At 40.9% G+C, this 25,430-nt stretch carries 19 protein-coding genes; all 19 read right to left on the bottom strand.

From position 1 onward, the window contains the following. Positions 1-698 precede the first annotated feature (698 nt). The 19 genes from D8847_RS03900 to D8847_RS03990 all read right to left on the bottom strand — a co-directional run bounded on the left by D8847_RS03900 (position 699) and on the right by D8847_RS03990 (position 25,427). The gene (locus tag D8847_RS03900; protein ID WP_000371301.1) at positions 699-956 is read right to left on the bottom strand and encodes a DUF896 family protein; all 258 of its coding nucleotides are present in this window, start codon (positions 954-956) and stop codon (positions 699-701) included. Positions 957-998: 42 nt separating this feature from the next. Continuing rightward, positions 999-3,035, bottom strand: coding sequence for a glycine--tRNA ligase subunit beta (gene glyS, locus D8847_RS03905; RefSeq protein WP_125840670.1), 2,037 nt, complete (start codon positions 3,033-3,035; stop codon positions 999-1,001). Between the two features lie 211 nt (positions 3,036-3,246). Next, the gene (gene glyQ / locus D8847_RS03910; RefSeq protein WP_000038733.1) at positions 3,247-4,164 is read right to left on the bottom strand and encodes a glycine--tRNA ligase subunit alpha; all 918 of its coding nucleotides are present in this window, start codon (positions 4,162-4,164) and stop codon (positions 3,247-3,249) included. 35 nt (positions 4,165-4,199) lie between these two features. Beyond that, on the bottom strand, positions 4,200-4,571 hold the full coding sequence (locus tag D8847_RS03915; RefSeq protein ID WP_125840671.1) for a GFA family protein: 372 nt from the start codon (positions 4,569-4,571) through the stop codon (positions 4,200-4,202). A 317-nt stretch (positions 4,572-4,888) separates the two neighbouring features. Further along, the gene (locus D8847_RS03920; protein ID WP_125840672.1) at positions 4,889-9,400 is read right to left on the bottom strand and encodes a S8 family serine peptidase; all 4,512 of its coding nucleotides are present in this window, start codon (positions 9,398-9,400) and stop codon (positions 4,889-4,891) included. Positions 9,401-9,689: 289 nt separating this feature from the next. Next, entirely contained in the window at positions 9,690-10,532 is an 843-nt protein-coding gene (locus tag D8847_RS03925) for an aldo/keto reductase (protein ID WP_125840673.1), read from the bottom strand. Positions 10,533-10,613: 81 nt separating this feature from the next. Next, on the bottom strand, positions 10,614-12,005 hold the full coding sequence (gene pgdA, locus D8847_RS03930) for a peptidoglycan-N-acetylglucosamine deacetylase PgdA (protein WP_125840674.1): 1,392 nt from the start codon (positions 12,003-12,005) through the stop codon (positions 10,614-10,616). Between the two features lie 104 nt (positions 12,006-12,109). Next, the gene (ezrA, locus tag D8847_RS03935) at positions 12,110-13,837 is read right to left on the bottom strand and encodes a septation ring formation regulator EzrA (RefSeq protein WP_125840675.1); all 1,728 of its coding nucleotides are present in this window, start codon (positions 13,835-13,837) and stop codon (positions 12,110-12,112) included. A gap of 80 nt (positions 13,838-13,917) precedes the next feature. Beyond that, positions 13,918-15,864: a DNA topoisomerase (ATP-hydrolyzing) subunit B gene (gene gyrB, locus D8847_RS03940; RefSeq protein ID WP_125840676.1), complete on the bottom strand. Its 1,947-nt coding sequence runs from the start codon at positions 15,862-15,864 to the stop codon at positions 13,918-13,920. Positions 15,865-15,877: 13 nt separating this feature from the next. Next, positions 15,878-16,441, bottom strand: a complete 564-nt coding sequence (locus D8847_RS03945) for an HAD-IA family hydrolase (protein ID WP_312023092.1) — start codon at positions 16,439-16,441, stop codon at positions 15,878-15,880. Between the two features lie 83 nt (positions 16,442-16,524). Beyond that, positions 16,525-17,079, bottom strand: a complete 555-nt coding sequence (locus D8847_RS03950; protein WP_125840678.1) for a DJ-1 family glyoxalase III — start codon at positions 17,077-17,079, stop codon at positions 16,525-16,527. Between the two features lie 10 nt (positions 17,080-17,089). Further along, positions 17,090-18,313 carry an FtsW/RodA/SpoVE family cell cycle protein gene (locus D8847_RS03955; RefSeq protein WP_125840679.1) on the bottom strand — a complete coding sequence of 408 codons (1,224 nt, stop codon included), beginning with the start codon at positions 18,311-18,313 and terminating at the stop codon, positions 17,090-17,092. A gap of 5 nt (positions 18,314-18,318) precedes the next feature. Further along, a complete protein-coding gene (locus tag D8847_RS03960; protein WP_419991698.1) occupies positions 18,319-20,808 on the bottom strand; it encodes a bifunctional DnaQ family exonuclease/ATP-dependent helicase in 2,490 nt (829 codons plus the stop codon). 200 nt (positions 20,809-21,008) lie between these two features. Beyond that, complete coding sequence (locus D8847_RS03965; RefSeq protein WP_125840681.1) at positions 21,009-21,860, bottom strand: NAD(P)H-hydrate dehydratase; 852 nt, start codon at positions 21,858-21,860, stop codon at positions 21,009-21,011. A gap of 56 nt (positions 21,861-21,916) precedes the next feature. Beyond that, positions 21,917-22,645: an HAD hydrolase family protein gene (locus D8847_RS03970; RefSeq protein ID WP_125840682.1), complete on the bottom strand. Its 729-nt coding sequence runs from the start codon at positions 22,643-22,645 to the stop codon at positions 21,917-21,919. Between the two features lie 4 nt (positions 22,646-22,649). Continuing rightward, positions 22,650-23,507, bottom strand: coding sequence for a bifunctional methylenetetrahydrofolate dehydrogenase/methenyltetrahydrofolate cyclohydrolase (locus tag D8847_RS03975; protein ID WP_185757917.1), 858 nt, complete (start codon positions 23,505-23,507; stop codon positions 22,650-22,652). Positions 23,508-23,656: 149 nt separating this feature from the next. Continuing rightward, positions 23,657-23,977 carry a TfoX/Sxy family protein gene (locus tag D8847_RS03980; protein ID WP_061421203.1) on the bottom strand — a complete coding sequence of 107 codons (321 nt, stop codon included), beginning with the start codon at positions 23,975-23,977 and terminating at the stop codon, positions 23,657-23,659. A 32-nt stretch (positions 23,978-24,009) separates the two neighbouring features. Then, positions 24,010-24,744: an amino acid ABC transporter ATP-binding protein gene (locus tag D8847_RS03985; protein ID WP_000140925.1), complete on the bottom strand. Its 735-nt coding sequence runs from the start codon at positions 24,742-24,744 to the stop codon at positions 24,010-24,012. Beyond that, positions 24,744-25,427, bottom strand: a complete 684-nt coding sequence (locus D8847_RS03990) for an amino acid ABC transporter permease (RefSeq protein WP_125840684.1) — start codon at positions 25,425-25,427, stop codon at positions 24,744-24,746. Before D8847_RS03990 ends, D8847_RS03985 begins: the two co-directional genes overlap by 1 nt. Between the last annotated feature and the right edge of the window lie 3 nt (positions 25,428-25,430).

The following is a 25,430-nucleotide window of genomic DNA, read 5'->3' on the forward strand; positions in this document are numbered from 1 at the left end:
ATTTCTATTTCTTTTATTGTCTTTTTATTATCCTCTTTTAATAATTTATAAGTTTTTCCATAATAATCTTTAAGGTTTGCACACTCAAGACCTTTATCAATTTGATTATCTGTATAACTTCCTAAATAACCTCTAGGATTTTCCATACAATGGAAAAGAATAGCTTTATCAATATCCCCATGAAAATGAGTTGGAATTTGATAACGCATATTTACATATTTACTTTTGTCCTTGATTTCCTCTTTATATTTGGCTTTCTTCCACTGCTTGTCTTCTTTCAAAATATNCAACCAAGAAAAATCTTCAGGTATATCACTTGTAACTTGAGTTACAAATTGATCTACCAGTATCTCTTCTCCCCCTTCTTTCTTCTTATGCCAAGGGCTAAACTCCTCTAAGAAGGTATCTTTATTTTTAAATATATCTTCATTTTGTGAGATAAGGTTAAAACAGATTTCTAAATTTGTCTTGAGATACTCTTTCTCATCTCTTAAATCTTCATCGGTATTAGTATTCATATTCATATCTAGCATAAATCCAACCTTCACTTTATTCTAATCTCTATGTTCATTGTATCATATTCTACAGAAAATAATATCTCCCTATTCATTTTTTACATTACTTTCTATCCTCTAAATCTCTGCTATTCTAATAGCATAAAGAAACTGACTAGCAGCACAAACTACTAGTCAGTTTTTTTATGAGTTAGGATCATCTAAACTACGGCCGTGCAAACCTTTTTCACGTTGTACCTGACGTAGTTTTTCTGGTGTGACATCATTTCCTTCCTCGTCCACAATTTTGATTCCTTCAATGTGGTGACGAACAGAACGACGATAGCCTTCGATGTACTCCTCACGAAGTTTAGCTTGTTCCACTTTTTCAGCAGAAGTTAAGCCTTCTGTTTTTTTCTTTTTAGCAAGCTCGTTAATACGATCAATTTTTTTAGGATCCATGTTTATCTCCTTTATGATAAGATTTAATCCGTTTAACAGATTTTACTTGGTATTGATTTGGTTAAAGCGTGCAAGCTTAGCTGCTTTCTTGGTTAATTGCGACAAGATGGCCAATCGATTTTGACGAATATCTTGATCATCGGTCATTACCATAGTATTCTCAAAGAAAGCATCAATAACTGGGCTAAGCGCAAAGAGTTGTTCTAATTGCTGACTTGCAGTCCCTGATAAAACGAGTGACTCTACTGCTTCCGCCAAGGCTTTCTCTTCTTCATTTTCAAAAAGAGCAGAATCAACTGTTTCAGATCCTTCGGCTTTCTCAGCCAAGTTAAAAGCACGTGAGAGAGATTCGACAGACGATTTGAAGTTTTCTTCTTTGCTTGCTTCTACAAGAGCACTTGCTGCTTCCAACATATCCGCCACAACAAAGTTCGAACTTGCAAGGACTGCCTCCTTAATGTCTTTTGGAGTTGAACCCATCATCTTATCAACACGAGCCTTGATAAAGTCCATGACCTCTGCTTTATTTGCATAAGTCAAACTATCAAATTTCAAAGCATAAAGGCTATCAATCAACTCATCCATAGCAATGTGCCAACCAAAAGCATCCAAAATACGAACTACACCTTGCGTTGCACGACGAAGGGCATAAGGGTCATTAGAACCTGATGGAATCAAGCCCACTGAGAAGAAACTCAAAATCGTATCCAATTTGTCTGCAATGGCTAGAATGGCTCCAATCTTGCTCTCTGGGAGAGCTCCGTCTGCTGATGTAGGCATGTAGTGTTCACGAATGGCAGCCGCAACTGCTGGAGTTTCCCCAGCAAGAAGGGCATATTTCTCACCCATAATTCCTTGGAGTTCATCAAACTCACCAACCATCCCTGTCAACAAGTCAAACTTGTAAATGGATGCTGCGCGGGCAAGATCAATCGTTTCATCCACTGATAAACCAGCTTTTTCCGCCAAAAGGACGGCAATCTGACCTGTACGAATCATGTGTTCACGAAGGGAACCAATCTTTTCATGGAAGGTCACATGGTTCAATTTTTCAACAAGATCAGAAATCATCAATTTTTGGTCTTCACGCCAGAAGAATTCACCGTCTTCCAAACGAGCAACTAAGACTTTTTCATTACCCTTGATAACATTTTCCAAATGCTCTGCGTTTCCGTTACGGACTGAAATGAAGTTTGGCAAGAGTTTTCCATCTTGATCTCGGACAACGAAGTAGCGTTGGTGTTCTTTCATCGAAGTCACCAAAACTTCTTCTGGAACTTCAAGGTATTTGGCGTCAAAACTTCCCATAAAGGCAGTTGGGTATTCAACCAAGTTCAAGACTTCGTTCAGTAAGTCAGCATCAATTTCGATGCGTACGCCTTGTTCAGCTTCGATTGCTTTGATTTGATCAACAATCATTTGCTCACGTTCACGAGGATCCGCAATTACAAATTGTTTACGAAGGTCTTCTTCGTAGCTCAATGCTAACTGAATCTTGGTTTCTTGTCCCAAGAAACGATGACCGCGACTCACACGATCGCCCTTGATATCAAGGAAATCCAAATCAAATTCTTGCTCGTCCAAGAGAACTGTCAAAGTGTGTACAGGGCGGATGTATTCAAAGGTATTGTTAGCCCAGTGCATGCTGACAGGGAAAGTTAGTGACTTCAAGACGTCTACTACACCTGGAACAATGGCTTCAACTGGTTGCCCCACTTCTTCCTTGGTAACATAGACATATTCTTCACCCTTGATTTCACGGAATTCAATATCTTCAACTGTCAAGCCTTTCCCACGGACAAATCCTTGAGCTGCTTTGGTGAAGTTTCCATCACTATCCAAGGCAATTTTCTTTGCTGGTCCCTTGAAATCTTCTGTCAAATCAGACTGTTTGTCTGCAAGTCCAGTCACACGAACAGCCAAACGACGTGGTGTTGAGAAGGTTTGAATGGCTTCAAAAGACAGGCGATTTTCCTTGAGGAAGGCTGCCATTTTTTCACCTAGTTGTTTTTCACTTGGAGTTACTACGTAGGCTGGTAACTCTTCAAGACCGAGTTCTACTAATAAGTTTTTTGTCATGTTTTTTCTCCGAAAAATATCTTTTTATTTTCCAGTTTGCCTTATGTGATTGGCACGCAAGCAACCAACTTCGTTGTTTCATTGCTAAAATTGGAGCCGAAAGTTTCCAATTTTGCCTAGTATCCTTAGCTTCACTAAGGATACCTTCATCACTGCGGCAACTGGCTCAGGGCTCACTCTGTTCGCCCATTTTCGTAATTTGTCACTCTCTTTATTCTGCGTCTTCTGCTAAGAGTTTAGCTCGTGTTGCTTCATCCAAAAGTGGGTAGCCTAGGCGTTTGCGTTCTGCGACAAAGGTTTTGGCTACGACACGGGCCAAGTTACGGATACGAGCGATATAGCCTGCGCGCTCGGTTACAGATACGGCACCACGCGCATCAAGCAGATTAAAGGTATGTGAACATTTGAGAACATAGTCATATGCAGGGTGAACCAAGCCTTCTTCCAAGGCACGACCAGCTTCTTTTTCAAACTTATCAAAGTTTTCCAGCAACATTTCTTGGTCCGAAATTTCAAACGAATATTTTGAGTGCTCGTACTCAGGCTGGATGAAGATTTCTCCGTATTTTACACCATCGGCCCACTCGATATCATAGACAGAATCAACTTCCTGAATATAAGAAGCCAAGCGTTCCAAACCATAAGTAACTTCCGCAGTCACAGGTCCAGTTGCTAATCCACCGACTTGTTGGAAATATGTGAACTGAGTGATTTCCATCCCATCAAGCCAAACTTCCCATCCAAGACCAGCTGAACCAGTTGAAGGATTTTCCCAGTTGTCCTCAACGAAACGAATATCGTGCTCCAAAGGATTGATACCCAATTTTTCCAAAGACTCAAGGTAAAGCTCTTGGATATTTGATGGAGAAGGCTTCATCACTACTTGGAATTGGTGATGTTGGTATAGACGGTTAGGGTTTTCCCCGTAACGACCGTCAGCAGGACGACGTGATGGCTCTACATAAGCCGCATTCCAAGGCTCAGGTCCGATAGCACGAAGGAAAGTGTAAGGACTCATCGTCCCCGCACCTTTTTCATTGTCATAAGCCTGCATAAGCATACAACCTTGGTCATTCCAAAATTGTTGCAAAGTCAAAATAATTTCTTGAAATGTTAATTTCTTAGACATTGTTTACTCCTTTAATTTATATTATCTTTTTAGCTTTATTCATCAAGCAACCAAGAAAAAGCTGGGTCCTGAAAAATATGACGTTTGGGAACAGTTCGTAAATTCTGATTGCATTCGTCTATTGTACCTAATTTCAAAGCACAGACTTCTGGTATATTTTCTTGAGCAGTGAAAATTTGACTATGACAGTTCTGACAGTAATAGCGTTGTTTTCCTGGAGATGAACTATAGATAACCAACTGTTCTTTTCCATGCAATACTAGGTTTTTACTGCTAACTTTGACATTCACTGTATAGGCAGACGCAGTTGCTTTCCAACAGAATGAGCAGTGGCAAAAAACTAATTCCGACAATTCCTCATCTAAAGTGTAGGTCACTGCTTTGCATAAACAAGATCCTTTAAGCATTATGCTCCTTTCTACTTAGGCATTAGACGAAATTCAAAAAGAACCGAATTTCAACCCCCAAGCCTTGCGACTAGGGGCGTCAGAAACGCGGTTCCACCCTAATTTATTACTTCATTGTTTTTAAAAATACGACAGAAAGCGCCAGTTTCTTACCTTATTCTACTTGGCTCCCACTACCCCAAGCTCGCTTGAAGAACGCCATAAGACTTTCTTTCCTAGCTAGTATTATAGCAGATTTTCTAGCTAGTGTAAACCAAAAATGAGTCTGAAAACAAAGTTCCAGACTCATTTATCAGTAAAGCTTCAGAAACTCCTGTTTAAGGGTGTCTTCTTGCTTTTGGTTTTTTGCCATGCAGATTTCTCTTGGCTTGTTTCAATGCTGTAATGGCATCTTTGACATCTTCTTGGCTCGCTCCTGAATCTTTAAGGAGTTCCTGTGCCTCTTTAAAAGTTAGAAGATAAGCTGCTTTTTCTTTCTTGTCAGCATAGATAAATCTCGCGTTCTTTTCTTGGAAAAGGCGTTCATCTTTGACCAGTTTCTTCAGACTAGAGAAGTCTGTTGCCTTGCCATTTAGTTTGCTTTTAGCCGTCGCTAGGGCAATGAGAGATTTGTCAATTTGATCCTGTTTAACTTTAGGATCTACAGCTAGTAAGGCAATTTCTTGGAAGGCACGATCATAAGCTCGACGTACTTTTTCCTTGGCATTAGCATATCGTCCAGTTTTAGTCGTTGCATAGTAAGCTTTCATAGCTTCTTTCAAGGCTGTAACGTTCGAATCTTTTCCATCCAAAGCTTTACCAGCAGCCTCAAGACTAGCGAGAACGCCATCAATCAATTCTTGCTTTAATTTGTTTGACAAGGCTGACTGTGCCACTTGGAAAGCTTGGTCATAAGCTTTTCTCTTATCTGCACTACTATTAAAGTAACGAGACGTTTCTACCAGTTCTTTTTGTTGATTTACCGCAATAATCAAGGCCAACTTAGACACAACAGATAGACGCAAAGCATTATTTCGACCTGGCTGAACGAGCAAGGAAACGAGATCTTCAAGGAGTTCGTATCCAGTTGGCAAGGTGACTTGTACAGTATAACGACCTGTAGCAACTTTCTTACCAAAGGCGTATTGACCATATTTTTCAACAGGAAGAGTGATCCTTGAACCATCTTCTCCTTTCAGAACCACTGTAGTCGTCTTTGGAACGGCTTGATTGAAGGAAACAGACACTGGTGCATATTCTAGGAGATTTGCTAGGAAGGTAATGGTTTGGAAACTATTTTCTTCCGTTAGGTCAAACTCTTGGGACAAGGCACTGATAAATTTCAATTCTGTTCGGTCATAACTGAAAATTTCTGCTGTATAATGACCAAACTGTAAGAAATGAATCGCTTTTGACTTGTCGACATCGACATATTGTCCCTTGCTATTTTTGATTCGATAGACGTATAGGGTATCAATATCTTGGTTTGTTTTCGCATCCTTCAAGGCGATTTTCACTCGACCACTATTTTGATCGCGCACAAGTTCAGCAAGCGAGATATAGTCTACATTCCCTGCATAGTCCTCTACAAGATAGTAAATATTAGCCTTATCAACATCCTTAGGAAGTGTATAACTACCGTCGGCATTGGTCTTAATCAGATGGGTATTTTCAAACGTACGCGTTCCAGACTGGTCCTTTCCAGTTAGAACCATGGTCCCTTTTTGGTCAAATGGTGTGATATAGAAGACTTTTTCTGAAAGAATACCACCTTGACCCACATCTTTTGGTTTGCGAGCTACGAATTCTTTGTTTCCATCTTTAAAGCGAATATAACCACTTGTGATGACAGGTTTTTGAGTATCAATTTGAATTTTAAAGGTCGTGTATTGTTCTTTAGCTCCTGGAACGTCTGGTGTGTAACTGATAACATAGTCATATAAACCATCTGCAACAGTATTGCCATCAAAATCCTGACCTCTCCAAGCAGTATTATCTAGAATATAACTTTTCAGATTTCTACTGTCACCATCAAAATAATTCTTACGAAGATCCTTTGCATCACCCTCCCAAATAGGATGTTCATGCTTGGTATCCGTAGCCGCATAAACTGTAGCCCGAAGATTTACAAGATTTCTCAAAGCAACCGTTTTGTATTCAACTAGGTCTTTGTTTCCATCATCGTTTGGAGAAATGGCAATACGGACATTCCCTTTTTCGTCCAACTGAAGAACATGCTTACCTTCAGCATTTTGTTCAATCCCCAGAACGGTAATTCGGCGTCCTTGGCGTTGACCTTTAGAAACTAGAAGGTCATTTTGCAAGGTGGCTAGATAGGTCGCATCATTAGAGTAGTTAACTGCAGGATTTTCCTTGTCTACTTCCGTGTAAAATCCATTTTTCCCTTCTCGGACAAGATTGTAAATTGGTTTTTCGACAGCGGGGAGATTTTGGAATTCACCTCGGAAGCCCATAAATGCAAGACTTACAATATCCCCATCATCTGCTGGATCTACAAAGCGAACAAATCCTTCAAGGAAATAGCCATTTGGCATTTGTTTGCTGAGTTGATCAGCAAATTTTCGAGCATCCACTTTAACAGTGACTGTTTGACTGCTGTGGGCTTTGACCGTCACTTCAGGCCAGACTGTCTCCGTTAGTTTTCGAGGTCGAAGGGTGAATTTTCCATCTTGGACCTCGTCTGTATTGGTATTCACCACCATCTTGAGAGTACGGTCAGTATCTGAAATATTGTGTACAGTGACCTTGAAAGTAAATTGATCTCCAACATTTCCCAAAGTCACACTTGGATAACCATTTTCACCCGTTACATAGAGGTCTGTTGACACTGCAGCAGCTGTGTCCACAATACCAGAACCTTGCTGACGAGGAGAGGTATAAGTGCCTGTGTCCTTATTAACATGTGGTTTTGCAGTTGACATGATCAAGGCCTTGACAGTCTCTGATACTTGCTCAGGAGTCAATTCTGGATGGTGTTTTTGAAGGTATTCCTTAACCAGAACTGCAACACCCGTAACGTGAGGAGCCGCCATACTGGTTCCGCTGATACTACCATAGGTATTGTCATTAAAGGATGAGTAAATATTGCCGCCAGGAGCTGTCACGTCCGGTTTCAATTGTCCATCGGTAGTCACTCCCCAACTTGAAAAGTCAGATAGCTGATTGGCTACATCCGAAGGGCGATTATCCATCTTGTCATTAAAAACAATCTTGTAGTTTCCTGATTTTAAGGCTTCACCATACTGTTTAGAAATAAATACAGAAGGAATTTTCTTTGCTTCATCATCAATAGACATATTGATGTTTGCACCTTCTACATTATTGTAGATCAAAGCACCAACTGCACCGTGTTTTCTTGCATTTTTGATCTTCTCTGAAAAATTCATGGCTCCACGCTGAATGAGGGCAAGTTTCCCAGTTAAATCCAACTTAGCAAAGTCTTCTTCACGACCTAATCCTGCCTCGACGTATTCGTACTCTTTTCCTTTTTCAAAGTCCTTATCTGCTTCAGGTTGATTATAATCAAATTTTCCGTTATGAAGGCCGGCATTTCCCTCTAGACCTTTAACTTCAAAAACGGCTGTTGTCAATGTTTTATTGTTGACAGAAGCAACTGAAATTGAGTCTTCAACAGTGGATGGATTTCCAACCAAGCCATAGTCTGGGTTTTCGGCTAGTGGTTTTGAATAACCATTTCCGAATGTATTGCTATTTCCTGCTGAGATAAGAACAGAAACTCCCTTGGCACGAGCCCGTTTGATGGCATCCACGATATCAGAACCAGCATCGACCATAGAACCAGTGCTAGAGCCTAAACTCATATTAATGGCATCTGCTCCCAAGGCAACTGCGTCATCAATCGCTTTTACATAAAGGGCAGAACTTGTCGTTTTTTGGCGGTCTGAAAAGACACGCATAAACATGACTTGGGCTTCTGGCGCCACACCATAGACCTTTTCACCATTTGGTGCTTCTTTATCAGGGTTTCCAGCAGCGATCCCTGTTACGTGCATCCCATGAGAAGTTCTTTCTGCTTCTTTGATCTTATCCGTTCCGTCAAAGTAATCGTAGGCATAGACAACCTTATCGCTATACCATTTACCGTAGTCGATTCCAGCAGCCTTTTTAGCTGCTTCGATGGCTTCCTTGTTTTTAAATTTTGCTTTTGACGGGTCTGAAATTCGAAGAACCTCATGATTCAAATCAAGCCCTGAGTCAATTATGGCAACAACGGTCCCTGTCCCCTTATAACCAGCCTTCCAAGTTTTTGGTACTGTGATGATATCATTGCTTGAAAGACTATTGGGTTTTGCAGACTCAGCTTTTTCTTGTTCTTTTTCAGTAGTTGCTGTTTCTCCAGTAGTTTTAGGGGCTGTCGTTGCTTGAGCCTCTTTTTTCTCCAAGTCAGAAGCCTTCTCAGTAGCAGGCGCTGGACTGGTAGCTACTGTTGTTTCTTTTTGAACGACACCTTGATTTTCTTCATTTGCAACTGTGCTATCTTTTCCTGATTCTTGGGGTTCAGCAGTTTTATCAACCGAAGTTTCTACCTTAGCATCTTGTTTACTAGCATCCTCTTTAGAAGTTTCAGCTTCTTGTTTCTCTCCAACTACTGGAGCTATCACATTAGTATTGGTTTGGTCAGTTGAAGAGTTTGAGTGTTTATCGTCTTTTAGCTCTGTCTTGATTGCCTGAGTTTGGGCTTGATTTTCACCTGTACTCTGCTCATTGGCATTAACTTGACTTGCTCCAAAAACCAAAGCAGTTCCCAATAAAACTGAAGCAAGACCAAATTTGTATTTCCGTAATGAAAAACGTTGTCGTCTATCCATAAATAATCTCCTTTTTCTTTAAAGTATACCTATTATAACGCAAATAATCAAAAATTTTCATAAAAATCTGAATTGTCACAAAAATGTAATATTTGCGTATGTAATGTTCTTATTTAGTTTTATCGTTCGTTTTATTTGTTCTATCAAAGCAATATTTTCTAAACTTGTTCATTTATTTCAATTTATAAAACTATTTTATTATACAAATCATTTAGATTTTTTATACACAAAAAGACTAGGAATTTTAAATCCTAGTCTTTGTTATTTCGGTATAAATAGATTTCACAAACTAAAAATCCATCTCATCCACACGAGGTGCGCCTGAAGTCACTGAAATTGTCTTTAAGACTTCTCGCTCGTCTTTGCTGAGTTCAATTCCAAAACAGTCCAGATTGCTCTGGATGCGAGAGGCTGTTACTGACTTAGGTAGGGGTAAAAATCCTTCTGCCAAACTCCAAGCCAAGGCAATTTGAGCCACTGATTTCCCATGCTTAGCAGCAATTTCTTGGACTTCTTTCTGTTCAAACAGCTCTCCTTGCCCAAATGGTCCCCAAGCCTCTAAGAGAATTCCTTTCTCTCTACAGTAGTCAACCACTTCCTCTTGATAAACTCCTGGTGCCAAGCGAACCTGATTGACCGCCGGGATGATTCTTGCTGTCTCAAGCAAGGCGTCCAAATGATGAGGAAGGAAATTACTAACGCCGATAGCACGTATTTTGCCTTCTTGGTAAAGGTCCTCCATCGCTCTCCAGACTTCAGCATTGCGAGTTTTCCATTCGTCATTTTCTCTTAGTGGTTTTGGATTTGGCCAATGGATAAGGTACAAATCTAGATAATCCAATCCCAGTTTTTCCATTGATTCTTCAAATGCTTGGCGAGTTTCTTCATAGCTGTGATTGGTATTCCAGAGTTTGGTCGTTACAAAGATTTCTTGTCGTGGAAGACCGCTATCTCGAATAGCACGACCAACACTTTCCTCATTTTTATAGATAGCTGCAGTATCGATATGACGATAGCCGGCCTTTAAGGCTTCTAAAACGGCTTGGTAGGCCACCTCTCCATTTTCAGCTTTCCATGTTCCAAATCCTAGTACAGGAATGGAAACTTCATTATTAAGGGTGTAAGATTTCATCGTTTTTCCTTTCTATGTGAAGAAAATCTAAAGAAACAAAATTCTGATTATCAGAACACTTGCTCCTTTAGATTTTAACAATTATTGATCACGGTCGTAATAGATCTCGTGAGCCTTCAAGCGAGAATTGAGCAATTCAGGAACAGTTACAAATGTATAACCCTCACCCTTTAAATACTCAATGACACTTGGTAGAGAATTAACAGAAGGACCATGGATATCATGCATAAGAATGATAGAACCATTACGAACTTGGTGTTGAATTTCTGTCAAAATAGCAGCTTCATTCTTACTCTTCCAGTCCAAACTATCCACATCCCACATGATAAAACTCAAATCCAGACTATTACGAATATCATCAGTGATGGCACCATAAGGTGGGCGCATCAGTTTAGAGCTTGATCCTAAAACTTGAGTCAACAAATCTTCTGTATCAGTGATTTGCTTTTTAGCATCTTCGAGGGATAATTTAGAAAGGATAGGGTGATCCCAGCTATGATTTCCCACAACATGACCTTCCGATTTCATTCGTTTCAGAAGATCCTCATTTCCTGCTATGTTTTTTCCAAGTACAAAGAAGGTTGCCTTTACACCGTACTTAGCCAAGGTATCCAAGGCTTGTGGAGTTGTAGTCGGATTTGGACCATCATCAAAGGTCAAGGCTACAACCTTTTTATTTTTCTTGGCAAAGTAAGCTTGATAAAGCTCAGCATCCTTTTCTAATAGATAAGAGGACTCAATGACATCAAAGAAACTGGATATTGGTAAAGCAATTTCTTCAACAGTCTCTTCAGAATTAGCAGGATAAAGGATGATTTGACTATCTTTATAATCAAAGCTCCAAGATGATAAGTCCTGATCTGTGAAGTTTTTTACAACTTGATCAATTTTTGCCTGGTCAAGTTTCTTATCTTCTAGAGTTGATTTGATTTGAGTCAGTAAGAGTTCCTTAGCCTTGCTTGCATCTTTGAAAAGTCTACTAAGGTCAAAATCTTTCCCATCTTCAGTCAAGAAAATTTTCCCTAAGGAAGTCTTTTCTTTTTCTTCAACCTTTAATGCAGACAAATCATAGACTTGCTTGCTGATATTACGAGCAACAACTCCCTTTAAGACGGGGTCCAACTGCTCGGTATAATAAAAGACCAAATCCTCTTTATCTTCCAGCTTTTCTTTGATATCCTGGTTGATTTTTTCTCTAACAGACGCAATGACTTCCTCTCCTTGCAGAGGGTAGTAGGCAATCACCTCAGCTTGGCCTTTTCGGAAATGGTCCTTCTGACTACCAGAGTTGAATTGCTGGTCCTTTTCGCTCTTCAGCGCTTCAATTTTTTGTTCGTAAGATTGCTTTTGTAGTAGCCTATAACNAATAGCACCCCCCAATAGAATCATAGCAATTCCAAAGATTCCAACAAGGGAAAGCAATAACCTTCTCGTTTTATCGTGAGAAATACGTTTCGCTCTATTTTTTTTCATATTTCCATCATATCAAATCGAGGCTATTATTTCAATGATAAACAGGTAATCTAGCTCCATTTCAAAAAATAAAGAAAAAGCTTAGAGTTCTCTAAGCTTCTATTTTAAAAGCGAATCGCTTCACGTGTTTTTTCATATGAAGTCACAAAACGGTTTGTAACTCCTGGTTCTGCAACTTCCAAGGCTTGAGAAATCTTCTCAAATGATGCCCGGTAGTCAAACTCTTTCTCAAAAATTTCAAGTGCTTCGTTGAAAGCCTCTTGGATGCGTTCATCAAATGAACGGTAACGATTTGAGTATTGGAGAAGTTGCTCTGTCAAAGTTGCATACTGAACAATATCGTATGTTTCTGTCTCAAGTACTGCCATATCATTCGTTGCAATTTCAAGAATTCGCTTAACAGATTCAATATTAACCTGCGGTTGTTCTAACTCCGCCATCAAATCTTCTGTATTATGACTTGCAGTAAAGAAGAGTTTCAAGAAACTTTGAGGAATACCTGGCAAGTTTCTCTTCTCCATGTAACGTTTGATGGTGTGCAAACGATTCACATAGACATTTGCTTTTTGGCGAGCATTGAGGTCGTCTTTTTCAATTTGCGTAAGTCGTTCGCTCACAGAAATTTGCTCATCTTCAATATCTTTGAGATTGCTTTGAAGCATTTCCAACTGTTCTTCAAGAACAGAATAGGCTTGAGCAGATTCTCTTTGATCCTCTGTTACTTCTAAAATAGCGGTATCAAGTGCAGCTAATTCTTCTTGAAGTCGGCGAACATGATTTCCATCACTTTCTGGAAGAAGGTAAGTTTTATTCAGGCGTTCAAGATCCTGAACAAGCACCTGGTTATTTTCTTTCAAGTGGTTGAGATAGGTTGGAAGTGTTGAGAGGAGATTCTCAACGACTTTTTGAGCCTCAATTTCACGAGTGAAAATATCATAAAGTGCGTTGATTTCTTCTTGAATGCGATTATTTTCATACTCTGCATTGTCCAACTCCAACTGACGGATGTTTTCTTGATTATTCTTCAAAGATTCATGCAAAAGTTGGAAACGTGACTCAATATCTGTTTCAGTAAAGTGGTAGTTGGCATCCAACAGCTTGCGATAGCCTTCTTCCAAATCTGCTAATTGGTCTGGTAATTCCTTTGTCAAGGTTTCAACAAGAGCTGGAATCCGATCAACAATATGCGTTAGAGCAAGAATATGATTTTCAGTATCATCTAAGATTGCTGCAGCTTCAACTGGGTCACCTGATGAGTTAAGGGTAACGAATTGAGAGAATTCCGATTGGATATTTTCCAATTGTTTCTCAATCTCAGGAAGAGCTTTTCCATATTTCTCTGAGTCCTCTGCAACCGTATGTTGAAGGGTTTCAAACAAGTCCAAAGCATGTAGGACACGACCACTGTTCTTAGACTCTTGCTTTTCAAGTTCAGAAAGGGCATTGCGAATAGCTGCAATATCCTCTTCAATCAAACTAATCTGGCTTTCAATTTGATCAATCTTGTGAGCTGCTTTGAAAAAACGGAAAGAATTATTGTAGTTTTCAGCTTCAAAGAGGTGATTTTCGATGTCTGCAAATGAGTTCAGAGATAAATCAACCCATTTTTGATTCCATTCACGAAAGGTTACCTGACTTTGACCAATCAAGTGCATATTTTTAACGGCTTCAACCTCATCATTTACAGGAAGATTGTAGAGTTCTTCTTTTCTTTCTTCAAGCGCCGTTAATCTGCTTACATTACGCTTACGTAGAAAAATGGCTGTTACATAAGCTAAAATCAACATGATCGCAATCGCAACCATTAGATAAATTAGTTGTCCATTAGACATATCAAACTCCTTTTATACTAGAAACAATCGTAATGATTATATCATATTTTTTAAACCAAGGGAACTATTTCCCACATTTTTTAAACGTCAAGTGTACTGTAAACAGCGTTTTCTTCGATAAATTCGCGACGAGGCTCTACCCGATCGCCCATTAACATATCAAAGATTCTATCTGCTTCAGCAGCATCATCTACTGAAACACGTGCCATCAAGCGATGTTCTGGATCCATGGTTGTTTCCCACAATTGGTGGTCATCCATTTCTCCCAAACCTTTATAACGTTGGATGGTTGGTTTTGAACGCCCTTCACTATGACGTGCTAAGGCTTCTTGGAGTTTAATTTCTTGATCTGCACCTGGTTGAATGTATTCTTTGATCTCACTTCCAACTTTTACTCCGTAAATTGGTGGTTGGGCAATGTAGACATATCCAGCTTCTAGAATTGGTTTCATATAGCGGTAAATCAAAGTTAGCAAGAGGGTTCGAATGTGGGCACCATCGACATCGGCATCGGTCATCAAAACGAGTTTTTGGTAACGAGCCTTAGTAACATCAAATTCTGCGCCAAATCCTGTCCCCATGGCTGTGAAGAGACTCCGAATTTCTTCGTTAGCAAGAATTTTATCCATGCTAGCCTTTTCAACGTTCAAGATTTTACCACGAATTGGTAAGATAGCTTGGAACTCACGGTTACGACCAGATTTAGCTGATCCACCGGCCGAGTCTCCTTCGACGATGAAGAGTTCGGTTTCAGCAGGATTATTTGAAGAACAGTCTGCTAGTTTTCCTGGAAGATTGGAAATTTCCAAACCAGATTTCTTGCGAGTGACTTCACGCGCACGCTTGGCAGCCACACGAGCCTTGGCAGCCAAAATTCCTTTTTCCACGATACGCTTGGCAATCTGTGGATTTTCCATGAGAAAATCAGAGAAGGCATCGCTGAAGAGGCGATTGGTAATCTTAACTACTTCACTATTGCCCAGCTTGGTCTTGGTTTGTCCTTCAAACTGCGGATTTGGATGCTTAACTGAGATCACAGCAGTCAAACCTTCACGGACATCTTCCCCTGTTAGGTTGTCTTCATTGTCTTTAAGTAATTTATTCTTGCGAGCATAATCGTTGATAACACGCGTCAGTGCTGTACGGAAACCTTGCTCATGCGTTCCACCTTCATGGGTGTGAATATTATTGGCGAAACTCATGACGTTTTCGTGGTAACCAGTTGTGTACTGCATGGCTACTTCAACTGTGATATCATCCATCTCACCGTCTGTGTAGATTGGTGTATCAAAGATAACATCCTTGTTCTCGTTAATATATTCAACATAGCTAGCAATCCCACCCTCATAGTGATATTGTTTAGTCTGTTCGAGACCTTCACGCTTATCTGTGATGGAAATTCGAAGACCTCGGTTCAAAAAAGCTAGTTCTTGAATACGTTTGTTTAATTTTTCAAAGTCAAAGGTCGTTGTTTCTGTAAAAATCTCTGGATCCGGTGTGAAGTGAACTGTTGTTCCGGTTCTATCCGTATCCCCAATCACCTCAAGATCAGCAACGACATTCCCACGTTGGTATTCTTGATAATAAATTTTTCCGTTTTTATGAACCCGAACATCTAGTTGAGTTGAGAGGGCATTTACTACTGATGAACCCACACCGTGCAATCCACCTGATACCTTGTATCCGCCACCGCCGAACTTTCCTCCAGCGTGAAGAACAGTAAAGACGGTCTCAACAGCAGGACGTCCTGTCTTTTCCTGAATGTCAACAGGAATACCACGTCCATCATCCACAACGGTGATGGAATTATCTGGCTCAATAAGGACTTGGATATGACTGGCAAATCCTGCTAAGGCTTCATCAATTGAATTATCAACGATTTCCCATACTAGATGGTGAAGGCCTTCTTTTGAGGTCGATCCAATATACATACCTGGACGCATACGAACAGCTTCCAGCCCCTCCAAAACTTGAATTTGACTGGCATCATAATCCTGTGCCTGTTGATTTTTGATTTCTTCTGTCATTTTTTCCCTTTTCTTACATGTCTATTGCTTGTCTCAGTGTCGCAACGTTTTTAAAAAGATAGGCATCTAAGCCGGCAGCTTTCCCTGCTTCTACATCAATATTCCTGTCTCCAATGACCAAACCAGATGTAATATGATATTTATCACGTAAATAAATCATGGACTCAGGATCTGGTTTTCGTTTGAAACCGGAACTGGCAGTCACAACTTCTGTGAAATAGTCAGCTATCTGAGTCTTTGCAAGAAGTTCTAGAACTTGGTCATTTCGATGAGAAACTAAGAAATGACGGCCACCCTTGTCAGAAATGTCTTTGAGTAGTTCTGGAATCCCTTCAAACAAAACTGGATACTCTAGCTCACGCGCTTCATTTTCTTTGTAGTTTTCTAAAAAATTCTCGATGTCTGGGGCAAACTTCTCGATAGCAAAAGCTGTCGAAACCTTCAAGGCTTCGTAAACACGGTCGTGTTCTTGCTCTATTCCGCATTGGGCTAAGGTCTCTACAAAGGCTGCTGTAGAAGTCTCATAATTATCCAATAGGGTACCACCTAAATCCCATATATAGTCGTGATATTTCATACCCTTCATTATACCATTTTTTTATGAAAAAAGCGATGATTTCCTAGATTTTTCCAAGCAAAAACGAGAGCCGAACTCTCGTCTTACTGTTGATTTCCAAAGACATCTCGATAGAGCATGCCGTCTCGTAAACTTTCAGCATCTCCTCCCAATTGCTCTACCAACTCATAGGCAAAGGCAAGTGCGGTTGACGGTCCTCGACTAGTTGTTAGATTGCCATCCACAACCACTGTTTGCTTTTGATAAATTCCATCACTGATGTTCTCCTGAACACCGTCATAACAGGTGAAGTGCTTGTCTTTCAGGATACCTGCTTGATGGAGGACGATTGGGGCTGCACAGATGGCAGCAATTTTCTTTCCTGCTTGGTCAAAGGCTTTAATCTGTGAAATGAGGGCTTGATTATCTCGTAGGTGAGCTGAGCCTGGCATACCTCCTGGAAGAACGACCAAGTCATAGTCAGACAAATCGCCATCAAAGATATGGTCGGCTTTTACCTGAATGCCATGTGATCCTGTCACGTGCTCTTCAAATCCTACCATATCACATGAAATGTTTGCTCGACGCAAGACATCAACTACTGTCAAGGCTTCAATTTCTTCAAAACCCTGGGCTAAGATAACTGCTACTGTTGCCATAGTGGCCTCCTTATTTGATTTGTTTTAGGACGACTTTCTTTCGTTTGAATGGAACTTTTCCACTTTTCTCCTCCGCTATGTTGGTCTGGTAACTCATAGATAAGAGGAGACCGACACCGATGAGGTTACTAATAATTGCGGAGCCCCCTTGAGAAATGAAAGGCAGAGGAATCCCTGTCAAAGGAAGTAAGCCTGTCACGGCACCGATATTTTCAAAGATATGGAAGAGCAACATCATGATAAATCCAGTCGAAATGTAGGTGTAGAACTGGTTATTTGACCTGAGCGTAATCTTCAACATCCGGTAAATAAGAAGCAAGTACAGGGCAACCACAAAGACTGAACCAATGAAGCCAAAGTCTTCAGCAATTACGGTGAAAATCATATCACTTTCACGTACTGGAATGAGGAGATTGGACACATTGAAACCCTGTCCAAACAAGCCACCACTTCCAATCGCAATTTGCCCCTGCGCCTGTTGGTAAGTCGTTGTTTGCGCAAAGTCAAAGGGATTGAGCCAGGCCAAAATACGGTTGATCTGGTAGGTTGGCATCCCGATCTGATGCAAGAAGGCACGTCCATCCTTGCTTATAAAGATGGCCATGAAGCCTGCAACTGCAGTCACTCCTGTCGCAAAAACAGGAATGATAATCTTCCACGAAACACCTGAAAGGAGAACCATGCCTGCAAAAATAGCTACAAAGACCAAGGCAGTTCCTAAGTCACTTTGTAGGGCTAGAAGGAGCAAAACTGGGATTGTAAAGGCAATCATCCAACCAATCAATAGGAAATCCAAGGGAATAGTCCGTCGCCATTCCTTGTGTTTTTGAGTGAATTGTACGATGACTCGAGCCAATATCAAGATATAGGAAATCTTCATGAACTCAGATGGCTGAAAGAGTGTCGTTCCACCAATCGATACCCAGTTCTTGGCACCTGTTGACGCTACAAGATTTGGATTGTAGAAAACAAGAGGGAGGACCATCAAGGCTAGGCCTAAACCATAGAGATAAGGAGTCACCTTCCATAAAAACTCAGTATTGAAGAACATGACCACAAAACCAATGGCAAGGCCCAAGGAAATCCAAGCGATTTGCTGGCCTAGTATTGGTAACACATTATTTGGATAGTCATGACTAACTGCTATATAAATGGCCACTACTCCAATCACCAGTAAACAAAACACTGGTAGGAGGAGGCTATAATCGACTCGAGAGTCGAAGGAACGTTTCATATTTTTTACCTTTTCTCTTTCTTGGATTTTTCTTTCATTCTATTGCGACGGGATTGGAGAAAATCAGCCACAGCAGGCTCTAGCTGTTCTCTAGAAAGAACCTGAACAGCCCTTTCTTTTGACAAGGTCTGGGCGATTTGTTTGCCATAGCGCTTGCTGACAACACGACTGTCTAAGATTACAGCAACCGAACCTTGGTTGGGCCGTCTAACAGTACGACCAAGGGCTTGTTTTAGCCGAATGATCGCCATCGGTAACTGATAATCATAGAAAGGATTTTTCCCTTCTTGACGCAGTTCTTGGTTTAACTTTTTGGTTAACGGCTCTTGAGGATTTTGGAAAGGCAATCTCGGAATCACTTGAATCACGCAAGGATGGGTTGAAAAATCAACTCCTTCCCAGAAACTGCCTGTTCCAAGCAAGATCTGGCGTTCACCTTTTTCAAAACGTTTTTTCAGTTGACTTGGTTCCCCATTTTTATACTGAGCTAGATGGGGTTGGTCGAGCAAATCTGAAACTGCCAGCAACATCTCTTTTGATGTAAACAAAACTAATAAGGGTTCTTGAAAGGCTTGTAACCTTCGAATGACAGAAGCTACTTCACTCGCATAGTCAACAGGTGAAACTTCTGTCACAAGAGGAAAATCATCGACTAGAAAGACTTCTTGTTGCTCCTGCTTTGCTACATCAAGCCTAACAAGCGGAGCATCTGGAAAGCCCAATAGATCTGCTAGGGAAACCCGATTGCTGATTTCAAGAGTTGCCGATACTCCTAGGAGCCTACAATCTTCTGGCAATAAATCCGCTAGTATAAAGCGTCCTTTTTTGCTTGAACAAATCAAGACATCCTTGCTCAATTTTTCTGCTGGAGCAAGCCAAAATTCACGGTCCGAGGTGAAAAAGTTTGCAATCTCTCTATACTCTGGGAGAGCTAGCTCCGAAAAATGCTGGCGCAACTGTTCAAGAGAATCCAACCACTTTCCATTCTTAAGGCCTGACTGGTAGTGCTCTAGCAAGTAACGACATTCAAAGTCGATACTCTCAAGCAAGCGTTTCTGAACCAAATCTTCCTCTGACTCCAAGGACTTTTCAATTTGAGTTACAAGATCCTCAAGGCGATAAGCCTGCTGGGCTAGATTTTCAAGAGCTAACAGCATTTTTTGAGCTTCATCCAAGATCAGCAAACGGTTGTCAACAAACTCTGGATTGTCTTCCAGACGAGTGACCAGATAGGCATGATTGGTTAAGAGAACGCGACTGGTCTCAGCCTTTTCCTGCCCTCGTTTCCAAAAATCCTCTGTAGCAAATAAACTTTTCTTTGAAAGCTTGCCATCGTGGACTAGTTCTGGCAGAAAATGCTGGTAGCGATAAAGTTGCCCAATTTCATCCAAATCACCAGTCTCTGTCTCCGTTAGCCAGATAAGCAGTTGCATTTTAAAGCGTGTGAAAAGGCGATTGGACTCTGGTCTATAGAGAATTTGATGAAAAGCATCCAATTTCAAGTAATTTTGAGGCCCCTTGAGACTATGAATCTCCAGATGGAAGACCTCTTTTAAGCGCTGACCTTCTTCTTGCATGATTTGATTTTGAAGAATTTTGGTCGGAACACTCACTAGAATCCCTGCTTGACTCTCCAAGTTCAAAGCTGGGAGGAGATAACCATAAGTCTTGCCCAGTCCCGTTTGAGCTTGGATGAAGGAAGTCTGGTATTCTTCCAATAAGTGCTCAACCTTCTCCGCAAATTCCAACTGTTGCGGACGCTCCTCCAGCCCCAATAAAGAAATGTTTTTAGCAAAATCTTTCGATAACTTTCGTGGGACTAAGGCTTTGCTTTCCTTTCTGAGAAAAAGCCCATGAAGCTCCATCAAGTCTGGCGAAGATAAGAGCGATTGTTGCTGATAGACCTCCTCAATCACCAAATAACTTTCATAGAGAAGGTTGTCTGCAAGGTTTAACAAGCTTTCTAAGAGCCCTTTTGGTAACTCAAATAGTTTTTGACGCATGTAAAGCAAGAGTTCAGCTGTTGCCTGAGCATCTGACAGAGCAGTATGGGCATGTTCCAGCTCAATGCCCAACTCTTGACAAAGGATACCTAAGTTATACTTTTCAAACTGAGGATACAGAACTTGAGCAAGCTCAACTGTATCCACCCGCGGTGTACGCAATTCATATCCTTCAAAAAAGAGAAATTCTGCAAGAAGGTTAGCATCAAATTGTACATTGTGCGCAACAAAAATACCGTCCTTAACCAATTCAAAAATTTTTCCAGCCACCTGAGAAAATTCTGGTGCCGTAGCCAAACGCTGATCGGTTAGACCCGTTAATTCTTTGATATGAGAATCCAAGGGTTCGTGAGGATTGACATCAGTCGCATACTGATTGACGATTTCGCCATTCTCAATCACCACAATGCCTACTTGAATAATTTTTGCCTTGCTTCCGGTGCTGGTCGCCTCTAAATCAACGACCACATACCGATCATTTCTCGCATTCATCATTAAAAATTATATCAAAAAAAGCATGATTTGACACCCCTCAACTTTGATAACAATCTCGCTTTAATTGCGAGTTTGAGTAAAAATCAAGACCTTAAAAGTGAGAATTCCACGCAAGTTCAGCAGTTGGTCGCTAGTTCTGAGGTATTTGAAAACCTTATCAACAAAGCTACATCAAAATAAAAAAGACAACCAAGGTATTAGCTGCCTTTTTGAGATATTTTTTTCATTGTTTTTGGGAGTAGCTTGCTAATTTCTGTTGGCAAGACAAGGTAGTTTTCTTGAGCTAGTTCTTGGGCAATGGCTGAGTGCAGATGGGTCGCTACCACTACTCTCTCATAGAGACTGGCTTGGTGAAACTGACCTGTAAATCCTGCAATCATCCCAGCCAGAGTATCTCCCATTCCACCAGTTGCTTGATAGGGGCCTCCGACTTCTAATTGATAATATTCAGGCTGACCGACTTGCCAGATACGAGTTGCTGTACCCTTCTCGACTAGAATCGTTCCTTGAGGAAAAGTGGAAAGAGCCCTAGCAGTCGCCTCTGTATTTTGATGGTCAAGAACTATACCAGACAGTCTTTCCCATTCCTTTTGGTGGGGAGTTAGGATGAGCTGACTGGAAGGAAATGGTAACTGACCTTTTGCTAAGATGCCCAAAGCACCGCCGTCTACAATCAAAATCTGGTCTCTTCCAAGACTATCAAAGACCCTTTTTACGAGTTCTTCTCCAAAGGTATCCTCTCGTAAACCCGGACCTATCAAGATAACTTCTGCCTTTTCCAACTGCTCTTTTAACAATTGCTGGTCTTGAAGAGAAAATGCCATGGCCTCAGGTAAATGACTGTGCAGAGCCAGAATATTCTCCTTATCCGTGCCAACAGTCACCAACCCTGCCCCACTTTTAACAGCTGCAATGGCTGCCATGATGATAGCTCCACCATATGGATAGGTCCCTCCTAGCAAGAGCAGGCGACCGTAATCTCCCTTATGACTGTGACGAGAACGTTCCATAATGACTTTTTCTAGTAAAGTTTGATCAATCACTTTCATCGTTTTTTCCTCTCACTCCATTATACTACAAAAGGAGGCTCGGACCTCCTTCTACACTATTTTCCCTTAAATTCCGCAAAGGTCTGTGAGATTTTAGCTGCCACTGCTGGAGAAGGTTCTCCTTTTAACTCTAACGTGTCATCTGCATATGGAGTAAGACCAGCAAAATCTCCAATCTGGACAGAATAGAGAGACGTCTTAAACAGTTCAATATCGTTTTGGTCATTTCCAAAGGCGATGAAGTTCTCCCCGCACAACTTTTCAACAGTTGTCGCCTTATGAGTATCCAAGGGGTTGACATAGAGGCACTTTTCATGCGCATGATAGGACAGATGAGCCTGTCCTAGTCTTTCTAGCTGACCAAGCAGATCATCAAGCAAATCCTCATGGTCACCCATATAAACGACTACCTTTAGGGGATCCACACTGGAAAAAAATGGAATCTTCTCTACAATCTGACCACTATAGTCAAAGCAATCATCTACAAAGAAAGGGAGATTATAAGTCTGGCAATAATCCACTAGCGCCTGATAAACTCTAGCATCGAGATTCCTTTCGAAGATAGCCTGCCCCAGATGATAGGCTACGCCACCATTCAATCCTATGACCAAGCGCTGACTGAGTTTAGGGCCTAATAAACCCAAGCAATCCCGATAAGAGCGGGCTGAGGCAAACACAAGCTCATGCCCATAATCTTCAGCCTTTAAAAGAACCTGCTTAATCTCCTCATCTATGGTCATATAGTCAAAAGATAGTGTCCCATCCAGGTCAAATACGAATTTCATCTTCCTAGTCCTTGTTTAGTGTACGAAGAGCTGCCTGATAGGTTTGCTCCATTAGCATGGTAATGGTCATAGGGCCAACTCCACCAGGTACAGGTGTGATGTGACTAGCAAGTGGTGCAACGGCATCAAAGTCAACATCTCCACAAAGTTTGCCATTTTCATCTCGGTTCATCCCAACGTCAATGACAACCGCTCCTGGTTTGACAAAGTCAGCAGTCACAAACTTAGCACGACCGATTGCAACCACAAGAATATCTGCTTTAGCAGCAACCTTGGCAAGATGATGGGTGCGTGAGTGAGTCAAAGTCACTGTCGCATTCTTGCCTAAAAGAAGCTGAGCCATCGGTTTTCCAACAATGTTTGAACGACCGATAACAACCGCATTTTTACCTTCTAGATCAATCCCATACTCATGGAACATCTCCATAATTCCTGCAGGTGTCGAAGGAATCATAACTGGATGACCAGACCATAAGCGTCCCATGTTTAGCGGATGGAAACCATCCACGTCTTTTTCGGGGTCAATGGCTAATAAAACTGCCTCTTCGTCAATATGTTTAGGTAAAGGCAACTGGACCAAAACCCCATGCCAAGCTGGATCTTGATTGTATTTGGCAATCAAATCTAACAATTCTTCTTGGGTAATGGTTTCAGGAACTCGCACTACTTCACTATGGAATCCTGCAGCAAGAGCCGACCGTTCCTTATTGCGAACGTAGACTTGGCTGGCTGGATTATCTCCAACCAAAATCACCACCAAACCTGGAACTAAACCTGTTTCTTCTTTTAGTTTGGCCGTCTTTTCAGTCAACTGACCTTGTAACTTAGCCGCAAGAGCCTTCCCATCAATAATCTGTGCCATACCTCTTCTCTTTTCTATCAAATATCCTCTATTATATCAAAAAATAACTCACCATTCTAACACTTCTTGACTAATGGACCTTATAGTTTGAAACTATAAGAAAAAGCCCTTATCGAGCTTTTAGTGCCTACTGATACTAGGTAAATTTGTTATGCTTTCTTTTTAACTTTTGGAGCTGGTAAGACTTCATACATATCCTTGATTAATCTCATTAGAAATGACTTATCTTCAATGTCTTCTATCAAAATCATCTCCTTAGCTCCTTCATAAGGACGTTCAAGCCTAGTCTGTCCCAGTTGATCCATGACCACCTTCACAGGCTTCAGTAACAGACGATTATCATAGATTCCACCAATAATCTTCCCACGATAATAAAGGATATACTCTCCCATCATTGGACGATAACTCATCTCCTCTAGCTCTGATAGCTGTTCGAGAATAAAATCTAAATATTCTTTACTGGAAGCCATGATGCCTACTCCATTTCTTCTAAAATGAGGTGTTACAAAACCTTACTCAAAAATTCCTTGGTCCGTTGTTCTTTTGTTTGATCGAAAATCTCTTCTGGAGTTCCATCTTCGACAACAACTCCATCTGCCATAAAGATAACACGGTCTGCTACCTCACGCGCAAAGCCCATTTCATGCGTCACAATCACCATGGTCATCCCCGACTTGGCAAGGTCTTGCATCACAGCTAGAACTTCTCCAACCATCTCAGGGTCTAGAGCTGAAGTCGGCTCATCAAAGAGCAAAACGTCTGGCTCCATAGCAAGTCCACGTGCAATGGCAATCCGTTGTTGCTGACCACCTGACAAACTCTGAGGATAAGCCGTCGCCTTATCTGGCAAGCCAACTTTTTCTAACAGTTCCTGTGCTCTCTTCTCCGCAACTTCCTTGCTTTCACCTTTGGTTTTAATTGGTGACAAAGTGATATTTTCCATCACTGTCATATTGGGAAAGAGGTTGAATTGTTGGAATACCATGCCCATCTTTTCACGCATAGCAAAAAGGTCATTTTTCTTATCAGTGATATCAACTCCTTCAAAGATAACCTTACCTTTACTTGCTTCTTCAAGGAGATTCATCGAACGAAGGAGAGTTGATTTCCCGCTCCCTGACGGACCGATAATGACCACAACTTCTCCTCGTTTAATCTCAAGATTGATGCCTTTTAAAACTTCATTTTTCCCAAAAGACTTATGTAGTTCTTCAATTTTAATCAAGGTTTCTGTCATTATTTTTTGTCTCCTTGTCCAATATGTTTTTCAAATGCTTTCAACACCACTGTCAAAACAGAGGTCATAATCAAATAGTAAAAGGCTGCAAATAAAAGGGGAGTCAACGGTAAATAAGTTGTTGTTGCTACTGTCATTGCACCATTCCACAACTCCATCACCCCAATCGCAGACAAGAGGGAACTATCCTTGATAATGGTGATAAATTCATTTCCCAGAGCTGGAAGAATATTTTTGATAGCTTGTGGCAAAATGACATAACGCATGGCATTTTTCGGACGAATACCTAAAGAATATGCGGCCTCTAACTGCCCTTTAGGAACCGCATTGATCCCCGCACGAACAGTTTCTGAAACGTAAGCACCACTGTTCATAGAAATAATCAGAATACCAGGANTCAAACGAGAAAGATCAACTCCTAAAATTCCCACTTGAATAGTCGGAGCGTTGATATGCATGAGAGCAAAGGCAATCATAATCTGAACCATCATTGGCGTCCCACGGAAAATCCAAACATACACATTTGCAAACCAAACGAGAGGTTTAAAGCGTGAACGTTGGGCAAAGGCCAGTAACACACCTATAATAGTTCCTAAGCAGACAACAAAGATGGAAATTAACACGGTAATCAGAGCACCATAGTTAAAATACGGTAAATACTTTGGTAAAAAAGAAAAATTCATATT

The organism is Streptococcus mitis (assembly GCF_003942795.1).
GTDB lineage: Bacteria > Bacillota > Bacilli > Lactobacillales > Streptococcaceae > Streptococcus > Streptococcus mitis_BJ.

Excerpts from the sequence above, each read along its gene's own strand:
- D8847_RS03900 (WP_000371301.1), bottom strand. The coding sequence starts at position 956 with ATGGATCCTAAAAAAATTGATCGTATTAACGAGCTTGCTAAAAAGAAA.
- glyS (WP_125840670.1), bottom strand. The coding sequence starts at position 3,035 with ATGACAAAAAACTTATTAGTAGAACTCGGTCTTGAAGAGTTACCAGCC.
- glyQ (WP_000038733.1), bottom strand. The coding sequence starts at position 4,164 with ATGTCTAAGAAATTAACATTTCAAGAAATTATTTTGACTTTGCAACAA.
- D8847_RS03915 (WP_125840671.1), bottom strand. The coding sequence starts at position 4,571 with ATGCTTAAAGGATCTTGTTTATGCAAAGCAGTGACCTACACTTTAGAT.
- D8847_RS03920 (WP_125840672.1), bottom strand. The coding sequence starts at position 9,400 with ATGGATAGACGACAACGTTTTTCATTACGGAAATACAAATTTGGTCTT.
- D8847_RS03925 (WP_125840673.1), bottom strand. The coding sequence starts at position 10,532 with ATGAAATCTTACACCCTTAATAATGAAGTTTCCATTCCTGTACTAGGA.
- ezrA (WP_125840675.1), bottom strand. The coding sequence starts at position 13,837 with ATGTCTAATGGACAACTAATTTATCTAATGGTTGCGATTGCGATCATG.
- gyrB (WP_125840676.1), bottom strand. The coding sequence starts at position 15,864 with ATGACAGAAGAAATCAAAAATCAACAGGCACAGGATTATGATGCCAGT.
- D8847_RS03945 (WP_312023092.1), bottom strand. The coding sequence starts at position 16,441 with ATGAAATATCACGACTATATATGGGATTTAGGTGGTACCCTATTGGAT.
- D8847_RS03950 (WP_125840678.1), bottom strand. The coding sequence starts at position 17,079 with ATGGCAACAGTAGCAGTTATCTTAGCCCAGGGTTTTGAAGAAATTGAA.
- D8847_RS03955 (WP_125840679.1), bottom strand. The coding sequence starts at position 18,313 with ATGAAACGTTCCTTCGACTCTCGAGTCGATTATAGCCTCCTCCTACCA.
- D8847_RS03960 (WP_419991698.1), bottom strand. The coding sequence starts at position 20,808 with ATGAATGCGAGAAATGATCGGTATGTGGTCGTTGATTTAGAGGCGACC.
- D8847_RS03965 (WP_125840681.1), bottom strand. The coding sequence starts at position 21,860 with ATGAAAGTGATTGATCAAACTTTACTAGAAAAAGTCATTATGGAACGT.
- D8847_RS03970 (WP_125840682.1), bottom strand. The coding sequence starts at position 22,645 with ATGAAATTCGTATTTGACCTGGATGGGACACTATCTTTTGACTATATG.
- D8847_RS03975 (WP_185757917.1), bottom strand. The coding sequence starts at position 23,507 with ATGGCACAGATTATTGATGGGAAGGCTCTTGCGGCTAAGTTACAAGGT.
- D8847_RS03980 (WP_061421203.1), bottom strand. The coding sequence starts at position 23,977 with ATGGCTTCCAGTAAAGAATATTTAGATTTTATTCTCGAACAGCTATCA.
- D8847_RS03985 (WP_000140925.1), bottom strand. The coding sequence starts at position 24,744 with ATGACAGAAACCTTGATTAAAATTGAAGAACTACATAAGTCTTTTGGG.